Source organism: Streptomyces sp. NPDC003943 (assembly GCF_053605265.1).
Genome location: NZ_JBSGIW010000075.1, coordinates 13870 through 28863 on the forward strand (window position 1 = coordinate 13870; position 14994 = coordinate 28863).

At 74.9% G+C, this 14994-nt stretch carries 13 protein-coding genes; 12 read left to right on the top strand and 1 reads right to left on the bottom strand.

The window, feature by feature from the left end; all coding sequences use genetic code 11:
* Positions 1-46 precede the first annotated feature (46 nt).
* The 7 genes from ACWEV0_RS26610 to ACWEV0_RS26640 all read left to right on the top strand — a co-directional run bounded on the left by ACWEV0_RS26610 (position 47) and on the right by ACWEV0_RS26640 (position 9316).
* Positions 47-1669, top strand: a complete 1623-nt coding sequence (locus tag ACWEV0_RS26610) for a SulP family inorganic anion transporter (RefSeq protein WP_453152042.1) — start codon at positions 47-49, stop codon at positions 1667-1669.
* Between the two features lie 152 nt (positions 1670-1821).
* Positions 1822-2304 (top strand): NADH-quinone oxidoreductase subunit B family protein, encoded by a 483-nt coding sequence (locus tag ACWEV0_RS26615; RefSeq protein WP_453152010.1) that lies wholly within the window; start codon positions 1822-1824, stop codon positions 2302-2304.
* Positions 2301-4358 (top strand): proton-conducting transporter transmembrane domain-containing protein, encoded by a 2058-nt coding sequence (locus tag ACWEV0_RS26620; RefSeq protein ID WP_453152012.1) that lies wholly within the window; start codon positions 2301-2303, stop codon positions 4356-4358. Before ACWEV0_RS26615 ends, ACWEV0_RS26620 begins: the two co-directional genes overlap by 4 nt.
* Positions 4355-5320 (top strand): respiratory chain complex I subunit 1 family protein, encoded by a 966-nt coding sequence (locus ACWEV0_RS26625; RefSeq protein ID WP_453152013.1) that lies wholly within the window; start codon positions 4355-4357, stop codon positions 5318-5320. Before ACWEV0_RS26620 ends, ACWEV0_RS26625 begins: the two co-directional genes overlap by 4 nt.
* A complete protein-coding gene (locus ACWEV0_RS26630) occupies positions 5317-6018 on the top strand; it encodes a hypothetical protein (RefSeq protein ID WP_453152014.1) in 702 nt (233 codons plus the stop codon). Before ACWEV0_RS26625 ends, ACWEV0_RS26630 begins: the two co-directional genes overlap by 4 nt.
* Positions 6018-7640, top strand: coding sequence for a proton-conducting transporter transmembrane domain-containing protein (locus ACWEV0_RS26635; protein ID WP_453152015.1), 1623 nt, complete (start codon positions 6018-6020; stop codon positions 7638-7640). Before ACWEV0_RS26630 ends, ACWEV0_RS26635 begins: the two co-directional genes overlap by 1 nt.
* A gap of 110 nt (positions 7641-7750) precedes the next feature.
* Positions 7751-9316 (top strand): hydrogenase large subunit, encoded by a 1566-nt coding sequence (locus ACWEV0_RS26640; RefSeq protein WP_453152016.1) that lies wholly within the window; start codon positions 7751-7753, stop codon positions 9314-9316.
* 24 nt (positions 9317-9340) lie between these two features.
* On the opposite strand, the gene ACWEV0_RS26645 is transcribed toward ACWEV0_RS26640, so the two are convergent.
* Positions 9341-10420 (bottom strand): LuxR C-terminal-related transcriptional regulator, encoded by a 1080-nt coding sequence (locus ACWEV0_RS26645; protein ID WP_453152017.1) that lies wholly within the window; start codon positions 10418-10420, stop codon positions 9341-9343.
* A gap of 142 nt (positions 10421-10562) precedes the next feature.
* On the opposite strand from ACWEV0_RS26645, the gene ACWEV0_RS26650 reads away from it, so the two are divergent.
* From ACWEV0_RS26650 to ACWEV0_RS26670, 5 genes are all read left to right on the top strand, one after another.
* Positions 10563-11207 carry a helix-turn-helix domain-containing protein gene (locus ACWEV0_RS26650; RefSeq protein WP_453152019.1) on the top strand — a complete coding sequence of 215 codons (645 nt, stop codon included), beginning with the start codon at positions 10563-10565 and terminating at the stop codon, positions 11205-11207.
* Positions 11208-11383: 176 nt separating this feature from the next.
* Positions 11384-11929 (top strand): hypothetical protein, encoded by a 546-nt coding sequence (locus ACWEV0_RS26655; RefSeq protein ID WP_453152020.1) that lies wholly within the window; start codon positions 11384-11386, stop codon positions 11927-11929.
* Positions 11930-11991: 62 nt separating this feature from the next.
* Positions 11992-12831 (top strand): DUF4097 family beta strand repeat-containing protein, encoded by an 840-nt coding sequence (locus ACWEV0_RS26660; RefSeq protein WP_453152021.1) that lies wholly within the window; start codon positions 11992-11994, stop codon positions 12829-12831.
* A gap of 269 nt (positions 12832-13100) precedes the next feature.
* Positions 13101-14093, top strand: a complete 993-nt coding sequence (locus tag ACWEV0_RS26665; protein WP_453152022.1) for an ATP-binding cassette domain-containing protein — start codon at positions 13101-13103, stop codon at positions 14091-14093.
* The gene (locus tag ACWEV0_RS26670) at positions 14090-14881 is read left to right on the top strand and encodes an ABC transporter permease (RefSeq protein WP_453152023.1); all 792 of its coding nucleotides are present in this window, start codon (positions 14090-14092) and stop codon (positions 14879-14881) included. The genes ACWEV0_RS26665 and ACWEV0_RS26670 overlap by 4 nt, the downstream gene beginning before the upstream one ends.
* Positions 14882-14994: the final 113 nt, after the last annotated feature.

The window sequence follows — 14994 nt, forward strand, 5'->3', positions numbered from 1 at the left end:
CGCCCGGACACGGTCCCTGCTGCCGGGCCGCGCCGACGTCGCCGCCATGCGCCGCAACCCGCGGCGCGACCTGCTCGCGGGCCTGACGGTCGCCATCGTCGCGCTCCCGCTCGCCCTCGGTTTCGGGGTCTCCTCCGGGCTCGGCGCCCAGGCCGGCCTCGCGACCGCCGTCGTCGCGGGCGCGCTCGCCGCGCTCTTCGGCGGCTCGAACCTCCAGGTGTCCGGGCCGACCGGGGCGATGACGGTCGTCCTGGTGCCGATCGTGGCGCGGTACGGGCCGAGCGGCGTCCTCACCGTCGGGCTCCTGGCCGGCCTGATCGTGGTCGCGCTGGCCCTCGCCCGGGCCGGCCGCTACATGGCCTACATCCCGGCATCCGTCGTCGAGGGCTTCACCCTCGGCATCGCGCTGGTGATCGGCCTTCAGCAGATACCCAACGCGCTCGGCGTCCCCAAGCCCGAGGGCGACCGGGTCCTCGTCGTCACCTGGCGGGCCGTCGAGGAGTTCGTCGAGGCGCCCGACTGGACCTCCGTCGGGCTCGCCCTCGGTGTCGCCGCCATCATGCTGGTCGGGGCCCGGCTGCGGCCGGCGCTGCCGTTCTCGATCGTCGCCGTAGTGGCCGCCACCGTCGTGGCGCAGGCATTCCACCTCGACGCGGCGAAGCCCATCGGCGATCTGCCGGCCGGCCTCCCGGTCCCTTCCCTCGACTTCCTTGACCTCTCGCGGCTCGGCTCGCTGCTCGCGCCCGCCGTCGCGGTCGCCGCCCTCGCCGCCCTGGAGTCGCTGCTCTCGGCGCAGGTCGCCGACGGCATGACCGTGGGCCAGAAGCACGACCCGGACCGCGAACTGTTCGGGCAGGGGCTCGCGAACCTGGCCGCGCCGCTCTTCGGCGGCGTCCCGGCGACCGGCGCCATCGCCCGTACCGCCGTGAACGTCCGTACCGGCGCCTCGTCCCGGCTCGCGGCGCTCACCCACGCGGCGATCCTCGCCGTGATCGTCTTCGCCGCGGCCCCGCTCGTCTCGCGGATCCCGCTCGCCGCCCTCGCCGGCGTGCTGCTCGCCACCGCGGTCCGGATGGTCGAGGTCGGCTCGCTGCGGGCGATGGCCAGGGCCACCCGCTCCGACGCCGTGGTGCTCGTCCTCACCGCCGTGGCGACCCTCGCGCTCGACCTCGTGTACGCGGTCGTCATCGGCCTGCTCGTCGCGGGCGCGCTCGCGCTGCGCGCGGTGGCGAAGCAGGCCCGGCTCGCGGAGGTCGACTTCCGCCCCGATCTGCCGGGCGAGCACGGCGAGGAGGAGCACGCGCTGCTCGCCGAGCACATCGTCGCCTACCGGATCGACGGCCCGCTCTTCTTCGCCGCCGCCCACCGCTTCCTCCTCGAACTCACCGAGGTCGCCGACGTGCGCGTCGTCATCCTGCGCATGTCCCGGATCACGACGATCGACGCCACCGGCGCGCTCGTCCTCAAGGACGCCGTCGAGAAGCTGAACCGGCGCGGGATCGTCGTCATGGCCTCCGGGATACGGCCCGAGCAGCGCCGGGCCCTCGACTCCGTCGGCGCCCTGGAGCTGCTGCGGCAGGGCGGCCGCGAGTTCGCCACCACGCCCGAGGCGATCGCCGGCGCCCGCGCCCATCTGCACCGCGCCGGCGTCCTCACCGCCACCCCGTGACCCGCTCGCCCTGACCTTTTCCCTCGGCCACGACGACACCAAGACTCGACAAAGCACGCAAAGTGCACGGAAAGTGCCGTGACTCCGGCCGTACGCGGGCCCGTTAGCCGCCGTGGAAAGGCTCTCGTGAGGACGCGGGAGGGGTGGTGTGCATGGGCTTGTTGCGCAAGATCCGTACGACCGGCCGGGTGGCCGAACCGGCACCGCCCGCGCCCGAGGAGGGACCGCTCCCCCAGGCCCGGCGGCTCGGCGGTTCGGCGCAGGTGCGGTGCGTGGACGCCGGGTCGTGCAACGGGTGCGAGATCGAGATCGCGGCCGCCTTCAACCCCGTACACGACGCGGAGCGGTACGGGGCCCGGCTCGTCGCCTCGCCGCGGCACGCCGACGTGGCACTGGTGACGGGCCCGGTGACCCGGAACATGGCGGTGCCCCTGCGCCGTACCGTCCAGGCGATGCCCGAGCCGCCGATCGTGGTGGCCGTCGGCGACTGCGCGATCGACTGCGGGGAGTTCGCCGGGGGGTACGGGATCGAGGGCGCCGTCTCCGACGTCGTGCCCGTCGACCTCGCCGTGCCGGGGTGTCCCCCGGAGCCCGCGGCGATCGTCGCGGCCCTGCGGCGGGTGACCGGGCGGTGAGTCTCGTGGCGGCCGGTCTGGCGACGGCGGCCGGATGCGGCGCGACGGGAGCGGCGGCCGGAGCGGCGCTGCCGGCGAAGGCCCGGCGGGTGGTGGCCGGGTGGTGCACGGCCGGGGTCGGGGTGGCGGGCGGTACGGCGGGGGTCGCCGCCCTCGGCGGGGCGGACTGGGCCGCCGGACTGCCGGGGCTGCTGCCGCTCGCGGGCGCGGCGCTCTCGGTGGACGCCCTGTCGGGGCTGTTCATGGCGGTGGCGGGCGCGGTGGTGGCCGCCGTGGCGCTGTACGGCATCGGCTACGCGGCCCCGCACGGCCCGCACGCCGCCGGCGAGGCCCGCGGTCCGGCCTCCCGCACCGTGCAGGCGGTGCTTCCGCTCTTCGCCCTCACGCTGGTTCTCGTCCCGGCCGCGGCCTCGGTGTCGACCTTCCTGTCGCTGTGGGAGCTGATGGCGCTCGCCTCGCTCCTGCTCGTGCTCGCCGAGCACCGCGAGCGGGCGGAGGTGCGGCGCGCGGGCGTCTGGTACGCGGTGATGTCCCAGCTGGGTGTGGTGCTGCTGCTCGCCGGGTTCGCCCTGTTCGCCGGCGCCGCCGGGGGCGAGGGCTTCGGCGCGCTGCGGGCGGGCTCGGCGGGGCTTTCGCCGGCGGTGCGCGGCACGGTGTTCGCGCTGACCGGCCTGGCCTTCGCGTCCAAGGCGGGCACGGTGCCGCTGCACGCGTGGCTGCCCCGCGCCCACCCCGAGGCGCCGGCGCCGGTGTCGGCGCTGATGAGCGCGGCCATGGTCAACCTGGGCGTGTACGGGATCGTGCGCACGGGCTTCGACCTGCTCGGCGGCGGACCGGCCTGGTGGTGGCTGGCGCTGATGACGCTGGGCGGGCTGACCGCCGCGTACGGGATCCTGCAGGCCGCGATGGCCGCCGACCTCAAGCGGCTGCTCGCCCACTCGACGGCGGAGAACATGGGGCTCGTGCTCGTCGGCACGGGCGCGGCGGGGCTCTTCGCGGCCGAGGGCGACCGGGCGCTTTCCGCGCTCGCGCTGTCGGCGGGGTTGCTGCACGTCGTCAACCACGCGGCGTTCAAGGCCCTGTTGTTCGGTGCGGCGGGTTCGCTGGTGCGGGCGACCGGTGTCCGGAACCTCGACCGGCTGGGCGGGCTGCGGGCCCGGATGCCGGTGACGGCCGGTCTGTTCGCGGTGGGCGCGCTCGGCGCGGTGGCGCTGCCGCCCGGGAACGGCTTCGTGAGCGAGTGGCTGCTGCTGCAGTCGCTGATCCACGGACTCGAACTGCCGGGTCCGGCCGTCGCGATCGCGCTGCCGCTCGCGGTCGGACTCGTCGCGCTGTCGGCGGGCATCGCCGCGGCCGTGTTCGTGAAGGCGCTCGGCGTCGGCTTCTTCGCCCGGCCGCGCGGACCCGAGGCCCACCGCGCCGAGGAGTCGCCGCCGTTGATGCTGGCCGCCCTTGGACTGCTCGCCGCCGCCTGCGCGGGGCTCGCGCTCGTGCCCGGGCTGCTCGGCCCGGCCCTGGACCGGGCGGTGGCCACCGTCGCACTGCCCGGGACCGGGCCGGCGCGCGGTGGCGGGGCCGGGGTGCGGCTGCACGACATCTCGGCCTCGCTGTCACCGCTGTGGGTGGTGGCCGCGCTCACCGGGGCGGTGGCGCTGACCGGCGCGCTGAGCCGGGTGTACGGCGCCGAGGCCCGGCACCGGCGGGCGGGCGCCCGGCTGTGGGACTGCGGCGGCGGAGCGCCCACCGCGCGCATGGCGTACACGGCGACCTCGTTCGCCGAGCCGCTCCAGCGGGTCTTCGACGACGTGCTCGCCCCGGAGCAGGACGTGGCGGTGACCCACGCCGGCGAGTCGGCCTATCTGGTGGAGCGGGTGCGCTTCCAACACCGGGTGCCGGACCGGATCGAGCACCGGCTGTACGAGCCCGTGCTCGGCGCCCTCGCCCGGACCGGTCGCGGGGCGCGCCGGCTCGCCGGCGGCAGCGTCCATCTCTATCTCGGCTACGGCTTCCTCGGTCTGCTGTCCCTCTTCGTGGTGCTGGTGGTGGGCTGGTGAGCGCGCTCGGGTACGCGGCGGTGACCGCCCAGGTGGGCACGGTGGTCGCGGGTGCCCCGCTGCTCACGGGGCTGATGCGGCAGGTGCGGGCCCGTCTGGAGGGGCGGGCGGGCGCCGGGGTGCTCCAGCCGTGGCGGGACGTACGGAAGCTGCTGCGCCGGGAGCCGATCGGCCCGGCCGGGACGGGGCCCGCGTTCCGCACGGCGCCGGTCCTGCTCGTGGCGACGGCCCTGGTGGTGGCCGCGCTGGTGCCCCTGGTCTCCACCGACACCCCGGTCGCCCGGCGCGCGGACCTGATCCTGGTCGTGGCGCTGCTCGCGCTCGGCACGGTCACGCTGGCCCTGGCCGGCCTGGACAGCGGCACCGCGTTCGGCGGCATGGGCGCGTCGCGGGAGATGACGATCGCGGCCCTGGTCGAACCGACGCTGCTCATGGCGGTGTTCGCGCTGTCGGCGCCGGCCGGGACCACCAATCTGCCGGCCATCGTCGACGGGGCCGTGCGCGAGCCGGACCGCCTGGTCTCGCCCGCCGGGCTGCTCGCGGCGGCCGCGCTGGCCGTCGCCGTGCTCGCCGAGACCGGGCGGATCCCGGTGGACAACCCGTCCACCCATCTCGAACTGACCATGGTGCACGAGGCGATGGTCCTGGAGTACGCGGGCCGGGACCTCGCGCTGATCGAGCTCGGGGCGCAGCTGCGGCTGACCGTCCTGCTCGGGCTGCTGGCCTCGCTGTTCGCGCCGTGGGGCATCGCCACCACGGCCTCCGCCGGGGCGCTCGCCGTGGCACTGCCGGTGTTCGTGGCGAAGGTGGCGGTGCTCGGCACGGTGCTCGCGGCGGCCGAGGTGTGCTGGGCCAAGCTGCGGCTCTTCCGGGTGCCCGAACTGCTCGCCGGTTCCTTCCTGTTGGCGCTGCTCGCGGTGGCCGCCTCGTCCTTCCTTGGCGGAGCGGGAGCCGGCACATGACGGACCTTGCCTCCACTCCGTACTCCGAGCTCCTCGATCTGGCCTGCGGGGCCTTCCTGCTCGCCGCCGTCCTGGTCCTCTGGCGTCATGAAATCGCCGCCGTCGTACGCGCGTTCGCGCTCCAGGGCGTCGCGCTTGCCGCGATCGCGGCGCTGCTCGGCGTGCACGAGCGGCGCGCGGAGCTGGTCGTGGTGGCGGTCGGCGTCGGGGTGCTGCGGGCGGGCGTGCTGCCGTATCTGGTGCGGCGGGCGCTGACCGCCCTGACGGCCGGCCGGAGCCCGTACGACTCCGGGGGCAGCGAGACCCGGGAGACCCGGCCGCTGGTGAACGTGGCCGGGTCGCTGCTCGCGGCGGCCGCGCTGACCCTGCTGGCCCGCGCGGTGGCCCGCCCGCTGGTCGCGCTCGACCCGACGCCCGCGACCCGGGCGCTGCCGGTGGGGCTCGCCGTCGTGCTGATCGGCTTCTTCGTCCTGGTCACCAGGCGCCGGGCGCTCTCCCAGGTGGTGGGCTTCCTGCTGCTCGACAACGGGATCACCGCGACCGCGTTCCTCGCCGCCTCCGGGGTGCCGCTCGTCGTCGAACTTGGCGTCTCCTTCGACGTGTTGTTCGCGGTCCTGGTGCTCCATCTGCTGACCGCGCGGATGCGGGCCGCGTTCGGCACGACCGACCTCGACGACCTGCGGGAGCTGCACGACTGATGGACGCCGCCACGACCGCTCTCGTCCTGACCGCACCCGTCGCCGCGCCGTGCGCCGCCGCCGGCGCGTACGCGGTGCGCGGGCCGCTGCGCCGGACGCCGGCGAGGGCGCCGCTGCGGACACCCGTACCGGTCGGGGCGGGCCCCACGCCGCCGGACCTCGAAGCGGACCCGGTTCCGGCCGGCCTCCCGCCCGGCTGGGCCGTCGCCCCGCCCGTCGTCATCCTCGGCTGCGGCGCGCTCCTGGCCGCGGTCCTGCCACGGGGCGGTGCGCTCACCGCGTTCGGCGGGCTGCTGCGGGCCGACGCGCTGACGGTGTGGCTGCTGCTCGTGGTCGGCGCGGTCGCGGTGATCGCGTGCGGGACGCTGCCGGCGTATCTGGCCGGGGAACGGGAGGGCGCCCGGCACACGGCGGTGCTGCACGTGCTGGTGCAGGCGTTCCTGGGCGCGATGTGCCTGGCCGTGCTCACGGCGAACCTCGGCGTGCTGTGGGTGGCGGTCGAGGCGACCACGATCGTGACCACGTTCCTGGTGGGCCACCGCCGCACCCGCCGGTCCGTCGAGGCCGCGTGGAAGTACGTGGTGATCTGCTCGGCCGGCATCGCCCTGGCCTTCCTCGGCACGGTCCTCGTCTACTACGCGGCCCGGCAGGCCGGCATCGACGAGGCGCACGCCCTGGACTGGCCGACGCTCGTCGCGGGCGCCGGCCGGCTCGACCCGGCCGTGACCCGGCTCGCGATCTCGCTCGTGGTGCTCGGCTTCGGCGCCAAGGCCGGCCTGGCGCCGTTGCACGCCTGGCTGCCCGACGCCTACGGCCAGGCGCCCGCGCCGGTCTCGGCGCTGATGTCCGGCGCGCTCGCGTCCGTCGCCTTCGCGGCGGTGCTGCGGTACGAGCAGATCGCGGCCGGCGCGCTCGGCACGGGCCTGACGCGGGGCCTGCTGACCGGGATGGCCCTGATCACGCTGGCCGTGGCGGCGGCCCTGCTGCTCGCCCAGCGGGACTACCAGCGGATGCTGGCGTACTCCAGCATGGAGCACATGAGCCTGATCGCCCTGGGCGCGGCGATCGGCACCCCGCTCGCCCGGGCGGCCCTGCTGCTGCACGTCGCCGGGCACGGACTCGCGAAGGCGGTCGCCTTCTGCGCGTCGGGGCATGTGCTGCGGCTGACCGGGACGCCGCTGGTCGGGCGGGTACGGGGGCTGCTCGCCCGACTCCCGTGGCTCGGCGGCGCCTTCGGACTGGCGGTCGCCGCGCTGCTCGGCTTCCCGCCGTTCAGCCTCTTCGCCTCCGAACTCGGCATCGTGCGCGCCGGGTTCGGCGCGGGCCTGGGGTGGGTGGCGGCGGTCGCGCTGCTGCTCGTGCTCGTCGTCTTCGGCGCGCTCGCGGTCCGCACGGCCCGGATGCTGCTGGGTCCGGCGATGCCCGCCGCATCCCCGGGGGCGGAGGCGGGGCCCGGGGCGGGGCCGGGGCTGGGGCAGGGGCAGGGGGCAGGGCCGGGACCGTGGCCGGGCGCCGTCTGGCCGCTCGTCCTCGGCCTGGCCGCGTGCGCCGCGCTCGGCCTGACGACCGGCCCGCTGACCGGCCTGCTCCACGACGCCGCCGCCGTGATCGGAGGGCACTGACCCCCATGCGTACCGAATCCACGCGTTCCGACTCCGTACGTACCGACTGCGTGCCCGCCCCATCGGTGCCGACCGCTTCCGTGGCGACGGCTTCCGTGGCGGCCGCTTGTGTGTCCGCCGGCGCCGCCGTCCGCTCGGTCGAGGAGACCGGCACCGGTGAACTGGTCGCGCGGGCAGCCGAGTTGCTCGACGCCGGTCACCGGCTCGCGCTGGTCGCCGCCCATCACGACGACACGGACCGGGTCCGGGTGGTGCTGCTCTTCGTCGCGGGCCCGCCGGACGTCCGGACCGAGCTCCACGTGCGGCTCGACCCCGACAAGCCCGCGATCCCCACGCTCGCGGGGCTCTCCTTCCCCGCGGGCCGGTTCGAGCGCGAGATGCGCGACCTGCACGGTGTCGTACCGCTCGACCATCCGCTGCCGCGCCGCCTGGTACGGCACTTCCACTGGCCCAAGGGCTGGTACCCGATGCTCCCGGACGCCGGACCGCCCCCGCCGTTCGGCGAGCAGGAGGGCCCGTACCCCTTCCTGGAAGTCGAGGGCGACGGCGTGTACGAGATCCCCGTCGGCCCGGTGCACGCGGGGCTCATCGAGCCCGGCCACTTCCGCTTCTCGGTCGTCGGCGAGACCATCCTGCGGCTGAAGGCGCGGCTGTGGTTCGTACACCGCGGGGTCGAGAAGCTGTTCCAGGGCCGCACGGTCGAGGCCGGGCTGCCGCTGGCCGAGCGCATCAGCGGGGACACGGCCGTCGGTCATGCGCTCGCGTACTGCCTCGCCGCCGAGGAGGCCACCGGCACCGTCGTCCCCGCGGCCGCCGCCCGCGCCCGGGCGCTGCTCCTCGAACTGGAGCGGCTGCACAACCACGTCGCCGATCTGGGCATGCTGTGCAACGACGTCGGGCACGGGATCCTGAACGCGCACGCCCAGCGGATCCGCGAGCAACTCCTGCGCCTGAACGCGGAGATCACCGGTCACCGGCTGCTGCGCGGCGGCGTGGTCCCGGGCGGCGCGGTGCTGCGGGCGCTGCCCGATCCGGGGCGGCTGGCCGCCTTCGGCCGTGACATCCGCGAGATCGCCGGGCTGGCCCTCGGCCACTCCACCGTGCTCGACCGCTTCACCGGGACGGCCGTGCTCGGCGCGGACGCCGCACGGCAACTCGGCTGCCTCGGCTACGTGGCGCGCGCCAGCGGACTCACCGGCACGGACGCCCGGGTGGCGCATCCCTTCGTGCCGTACGACACCGAGGTCGCCGTCCCGGTGCGCGAGACCGGCGACGTGCTGGCCCGCTTCCTGGTGCGGGCCGAGGAGATCGACATCTCGCTCGCCCTGATCGAGCACCTGGCCGAGGGGCTCGCGCCGGGCGAGATGCGCGCCCCGGTCGGTGCGCGCCCCGGCGCGCGCACCGGATCGGACGGCGGCTCGGGTGCCGGATCGGGCGTCGGCTCGGGCGTCGGCTCGGGCGTCGGCTCGGGCGTGGGGCTCGTCGAGGGCTGGCGCGGCACGATCGCCACCCGGGTGGAGGTCGCCGCGGACGGCCGGCTCACCCGGGTCAAGCCGGTGGACCCGTCGTTCTTCAACTGGCCGGCCCTGCCGGTGGCACTCGCGGACACGATCGTTCCCGACTTCCCGCTCACCAACAAGAGCTTCAACCTGTCGTACGCCGGCAACGACCTCTGACGTCGCCGCGCTCCCGGGGCGTCGTCACTCACCATCACCGGGGAGCGACAGGGCCGGCAGGTAGTGCGGGAAGAAGACCTGGGCCACCAGTTCGCGGCGGGAGCGGACGCCGGTCTTGGTGAAGACCGCCTTCAGGTGGTCCTGCACGGTGAACGGGGAGAGCGCGAGCCGGGTGGCGATCTCCGACGTGGGCGCGCCGCTGACGACCTGGGTGAGGACCTGGCTCTCCCGGGGGGTGAGCGCGTACGCCTCCATCAGGGCGGCGATGCGGTCCGGTGGCGAGGCCGGTCCCATGGACAGGGCGATCTGGGGCTGCTCCCCCGTCTCCAGGCGCCAGCCCTCGATGGCCGCCCAGCCGCCCGCGCGGGTCGGCACACAGGCACGGCTGCCGCCGGTCGGGCTGCACAGGGCCGCGGCGGCGACGCCGTACGCGGCGGCCGGCAGGCCCGTACCGCGCGCGGGCTCCTCGGCGAGTCCGGCGCACCAGGCGGCGGCCGTGACGGACTCCGACACGATCTCGTACGCGGAGTTGAGCACCACGAGCGAGCGGGCTTCGAGGCCGGGCGCGGCGGGCCGGTCGGTGAGCGCGTCCCGCAGCGCACGGCCCAGCGGGGCGGAGAGCCGGGCGACGAAGTCGGTCTCGGCCGCGGAGAACGGCGGCCGGTCGGCGGCGCGGGTGAGCACCAGCGCGCCCCACACGCGTCCGGCGTCGCGCAGCAGCACCCGCAGTTCGTCGCCGAGGCCGAGCGGGCGGTAGATGTCCCGGTAGCGGACGCTCCGTTCGAGCCGGCCGCCGAGGTCTTCGGAGAGCGTGCCGACGGGGACGGCCCGCCGGGCCAGGTCGGGCATCTGCAGGGCGTCGCCCTCGCGGTACTCGATGTCGAGCATCCGGGGCATCCACTCGCCGGTGAGCCCGTGGCGGTAACTGCCTCCGACGTTGAGGAGCGTCAGCGGATCGAGCAGCACCCCGGCCCAGATCTCGAAGGGGACGGCTTCGGCGAGGGCCGCGGCCGCGGCCTCCAGGACGGGCACCGAGCCGCGCGCCTGCCTGGCCGCCCGGACGATCCTGCTGTGACTCGCCCGCACCTGACGGGGACGGTCCATACGCCCTCCCGCTGTTCGACCTGCGTCCAGGATCCCTCGGCGCGCTGAACGTCTGATAAACGCCCGACGCCCGGCGTCTGTTCGCCTCCCCCCCAGATTCCTGGGATGGCGGCGCCGTGGTGCGGACCGCACACTGCGCTGCATGTCCGAGATCCTGGGGGAGAGACCGGCCGGCCGGGGCGTGGTCGAGGGCGCGTTCGCGCTGCTCGACGCGCTGCGGCGACGGGGCGGGGAGGCAGGCCTGACCGAGCTCGCGGCGGAGTGCGGGGTACCCAAGGGGACCGCGCACCGGTTGCTGGAACAGCTGGGGCCGGTCGGGGCGATCGAACGGCGGGGCCGCCGTTACGTGTTGGGGGCGCAGTTGTTCCGCCTCGGTCAGTCGTGGCAGCCGCACCCGGGACTGCGGGCGGCGGCGCGGGCACCGCTGCACCGGCTGCGGGCGACGACGGGGGCCAGTGTGGTCCTCGTCGTGCTCAGTGAGGACCGGGCGCTGACCGTCGCCTCCGTTCCGGGCCGGGCGGAGTCGCTCCTGCCGGTGTACGACGGTCTGGCCCTCCCGCTGGGCCCGGCGCTCGGCGGCGCCCTGACGCGGGCCGGGCGCGAACGCGTGGCGCACCAGGAGGAGATCGTGGCCGGGGTGCGCTGTGTCGCGCTGCCGGTGCGCCGGGCGGACGGGCGGGTGGTCGCCGCGGTGGCGGCGCTGGTGCCGTCGGAGGGGCCGGTCGCTCATGTCGCCGCCGCGGTCGCCGCGGCGGCGAGCGCGGTGGGAAGTCGTCTGGCGCGCTGAGGCGGCGCCGGGGCTCTGATCTGCGGCGCCGTGGCACCATGGGTGCGGATCGGTGCCACCGGATGGCACACGGTGGCACCACATGGCGCACACCTGACACGCACATGGCGCCACGTGACGCCATTTGGCGCCACAGGGGGTTGCCATGGCGCCACTTTGGCGCCATGATGGTTCCCATGGACCTGACTCCCTACGTCGATCACCTCCGCCGCGAGCTCGCGGTCGCCGCCGAGGCGGGCGGGGAGGACGCTCGCGCCCTGGCCGAGCGGCTCACCACTCCGCTGGAGTCCGCTGTACGGCTGACCCTGCTGAACGCGCTGTCCGCCGCCTCGGACGAGATCACCCGTGAGCTCGCGCCCGGCTCGGTGGACGTGCGGCTGCGCGGGCTCGACCCCGAGTTCGTGGTGACGACGCCGCCGGCACCGGAGCTGCCCGCCGCGGGCCCCGAGGACATGGCACCGATGGCGCCACCGGTGGCACCACCGGCACCGGCGGCCCCGGACGCCGACGAGGGCGGCACGGCCCGCATCAACTTCAGACTCCCGGCCCACCTCAAGGCCCGCGTCGAGCACGCGGCCGGCCAGGAGGGCCTGTCCGTCAACGCCTGGCTGGTACGGGCGGTGGCCACCGCCCTGGAACCGGGCGCAACCGCACCGTCGGCCACTCCCGTGCGCACCGCGCGCCCGGGCAAGGGCCAGAGCTACCAGGGCTGGGTCCGCTAGCGGCCCGCCCCCCTCCCCACCTCCTGCGCATCCACCTTCACAGCCACGAGGACGGCACAGCCATGCCTTCTTACGAAACGCCTCAGCCCATCACCGCGATCCTCGAGTTCGACCTCGGCCACGTCCGGATCGTCGCGAGCGAGCGCACGGACACCGTCGTCGAGGTGCTGCCGAGCAACGGCGCCGACGACAACGACATCAAGACGGTGCAGCAGACGAAGGTCACGTACGCCAACGGCACCCTGACGCTCAAGGGCCCGAAGAAGCGCTCGGTGTTCGACAAGGTCGGCTCGATCGACGTGACCGTGGAACTCCCCGCCGGCTCCCACCTCCAGGCCAACTCCCCCATGGGCGACTACCTGAGCACCGGACCGCTCGGGGAATGCCGGGTCAAGACCTCGGTCGGCGACATCCGGCTCGACCAGACCGGCGCCGCGAACCTGCGCACCGGCCTCGGCGACATCCGCGTCGCCCGCATGGCGGGGAACGCGGAGGTCCACGGTTCCGGCCGGATCGACATCGGCGTTGTCGAGGGCGCGGCGACCGTCAAGAACGGCATGGGCGAGACGGCGATCGGCACGGTCACCGGCGACCTGAAGGTCAACACCTCCGCCGGCCCCGTCACGGTCGGCGTCGCGGAGGCGTCGGTGGACGTCAGGAGCTCCCACGGCTCCATCCAGGTGAACGAGGTGACCCGCGGCAGGGTCGAGCTCCAGACGTCGGTCGGCGGCGTCGAGATCGGCATCCGCGAGTCCACCGCGGCCTGGCTGGACGTCAGCTCGCGCGTCGGCACCGTGCGCAACTTCCTGGGCGCCGCCGAGGGCCCCGGCTCCGCCGACGACACCGTCGAGATCCACGCCCGCACCCAGGCCGGCGACATCGTGATCCGCCGCGCGGCCTGACCACGCGCCGCGAGCACCCGCCTGACCACGCGGCCCGAGCGCCCCGCGCGACCGCGCGGCCCGAGCACCCCGGTGACCGGCGCGCCCGAGCATCCCGCCCGCCCCGGACGCCCTGACCCGGACGCCCTGAGCGGCACGCCCGGGCGGCACACCCTGGCGCCGCGCCCCCGAGAGCACGCACGAGAACCGGGCGTCGGCACGGCGCGACGCCCGTCCTCGGATCCAGCTGTGCCATGTCACATCCCACAGGAGACTTCACAGGAGCCCCCATGGCCACCACCGCCACCACCCTCGTCGGCACCGCACCCGCGGCGCCGGCGATCTCCGCCCTCGGGCTGCGCAAGTCCTACGGCGACAAGCTCGTCCTGGACGGCGTCGACCTCACCATCCCCGAGGGCACGGTCTTCGCCCTGCTCGGCCCCAACGGCGCCGGCAAGACCACCACCGTCGAGATCCTCTCCACCCTGATCGCCCCCGACGCCGGCTCGGCCCGCATCGCCGGCCACGACCTGGCCGAACGGCCCGGTGACGTACGCTCCGCGATCGGCGTCACCGGTCAGTTCGCCGCCGTCGACAGCCTCCTCACCACCGAGGAGAACCTGCTCCTGATGGCCGATCTGCGGCATTTGCCCCGCGCCGAGGGCCGGCGCCGGACCGCCGAGCTGCTCGCACGCCTGGAGCTGACGGAGGCCGCGAAGAAGCCGGTGTCGACGCTCTCCGGCGGCATGAAGCGCAAACTCGACCTGGCCATGACGCTGGTGGGTGATCCGCGGATCATCTTCCTCGACGAGCCGACGACAGGGCTCGACCCGCGCAGCCGCCGGACCCTGTGGGAGATCATCCGCAATCTGGTCGAGCGCGACGGCGTGACCATCTTCCTCACCACGCAGTACCTGGAGGAGGCGGACCAGCTCGCCGACCGCATCGCCGTCCTCGACCGCGGCAGGATCGTCGCCGAGGGCACCGCGGACGAGCTCAAGCGGCTCATACCCGGCGGCCACATCCGGCTGGGCTTCACGGACCCGGCGCAACTCGACAGCGCGGCCCGTCACTTCGGTACCGCCGCGCGCGACGCCGAGGAGCTCACCCTGCGCATCCCGAGCGACGGGAGCCTCCCGACGCTGCGGGCCGTGCTCGACGTCCTGGACGCGGCCGGCATCCATCCCGAGTCGCTGACCCTGCACACCCCCGACCTCGACGACGTCTTCCTCACCCTGACCGGCACCGGCACCCCCGACACCTCCGTGGAGATGACCCGATGAGCACCCTCGGCCATGCCGTCAGCGACTCGATGACCATGCTGCGGCGCAACCTCAAGCACGCCCTGCGCTACCCGTCGATGACCGTCTCCGTCGTCCTCATGCCGGTGATGATGCTGCTGCTGTTCAACTACGCCTTCGGCGGCGCCCTCGGCGCGGGCATCGCCGGCGCGCCGACCGGCGGCGGGAAGTACATCGACTACGTCGCCCCCGGCATCATCCTGATGACCGCGACCGCCGGGGCGGTGGCCACGGCGGTCGGCGTCTGCGTCGACATGACCGAGGGCATCGTCAACCGCTTCCGTACGATGTCGATCTCCCGCGCCGCGTTCCTCACCGGGCACGTCGTCGGCAGCGTCATACAGACCCTGGCCGCCATCGCCCTGGTCGTCGGCGTCGCCCTCGCCATCGGCTTCCGCCCCAACGCCTCCGTCGTCGAGTGGCTCGCCGCGGCCGGCCTCCTCGCCCTGCTCACCCTGGCGCTGACCTGGCTGTCGGCCGGTATCGGCATGGTGGCCAGGACCCCGGAGTCGGCCAGCAACACCCCGCTTCCGCTGACCTTCCTGCCCTTCCTCGGCAGCGCCGTCGTGCCGACCGACTCCATGCCGACCGGACTGCGCTGGTTCGCCGAGTACCAGCCCTTCACGCCCGCGATCGAGACCCTGCGCGGTCTGCTGATGGGCACCGCGATCGGCGACAGCGGCTACATAGCCCTCGCCTGGTGCGTCGGCCTGACCCTGGTCGGCTACGTCTGGGCCCGCCGCTCCTTCGGCCGCGGGGCCAAGCGATAGCCCGAGCCGGTGGAGGGGCCGTGCCGGATTCCGCCGGAACGGCCCCTCGGGTGCACGTTCGGCCGGCCAGGCGGACGATACGTCCATGAGACCGTTCGGCAGCTTGGTCACGT

Coding starts and splice junctions, on each gene's coding strand:
- ACWEV0_RS26650 (WP_453152019.1), top strand. CDS start 10,563: ATGTCCGAGATCCTGGGGGAGAGACCGGCCGGCCGGGGCGTGGTCGAG.
- ACWEV0_RS26645 (WP_453152017.1), bottom strand. CDS start 10,420: ATGGACCGTCCCCGTCAGGTGCGGGCGAGTCACAGCAGGATCGTCCGG.
- ACWEV0_RS26665 (WP_453152022.1), top strand. CDS start 13,101: ATGGCCACCACCGCCACCACCCTCGTCGGCACCGCACCCGCGGCGCCG.
- ACWEV0_RS26670 (WP_453152023.1), top strand. CDS start 14,090: ATGAGCACCCTCGGCCATGCCGTCAGCGACTCGATGACCATGCTGCGG.
- ACWEV0_RS26615 (WP_453152010.1), top strand. CDS start 1,822: ATGGGCTTGTTGCGCAAGATCCGTACGACCGGCCGGGTGGCCGAACCG.
- ACWEV0_RS26610 (WP_453152042.1), top strand. CDS start 47: ATGCGCCGCAACCCGCGGCGCGACCTGCTCGCGGGCCTGACGGTCGCC.
- ACWEV0_RS26635 (WP_453152015.1), top strand. CDS start 6,018: ATGGACGCCGCCACGACCGCTCTCGTCCTGACCGCACCCGTCGCCGCG.
- ACWEV0_RS26660 (WP_453152021.1), top strand. CDS start 11,992: ATGCCTTCTTACGAAACGCCTCAGCCCATCACCGCGATCCTCGAGTTC.
- ACWEV0_RS26630 (WP_453152014.1), top strand. CDS start 5,317: ATGACGGACCTTGCCTCCACTCCGTACTCCGAGCTCCTCGATCTGGCC.
- ACWEV0_RS26655 (WP_453152020.1), top strand. CDS start 11,384: ATGGACCTGACTCCCTACGTCGATCACCTCCGCCGCGAGCTCGCGGTC.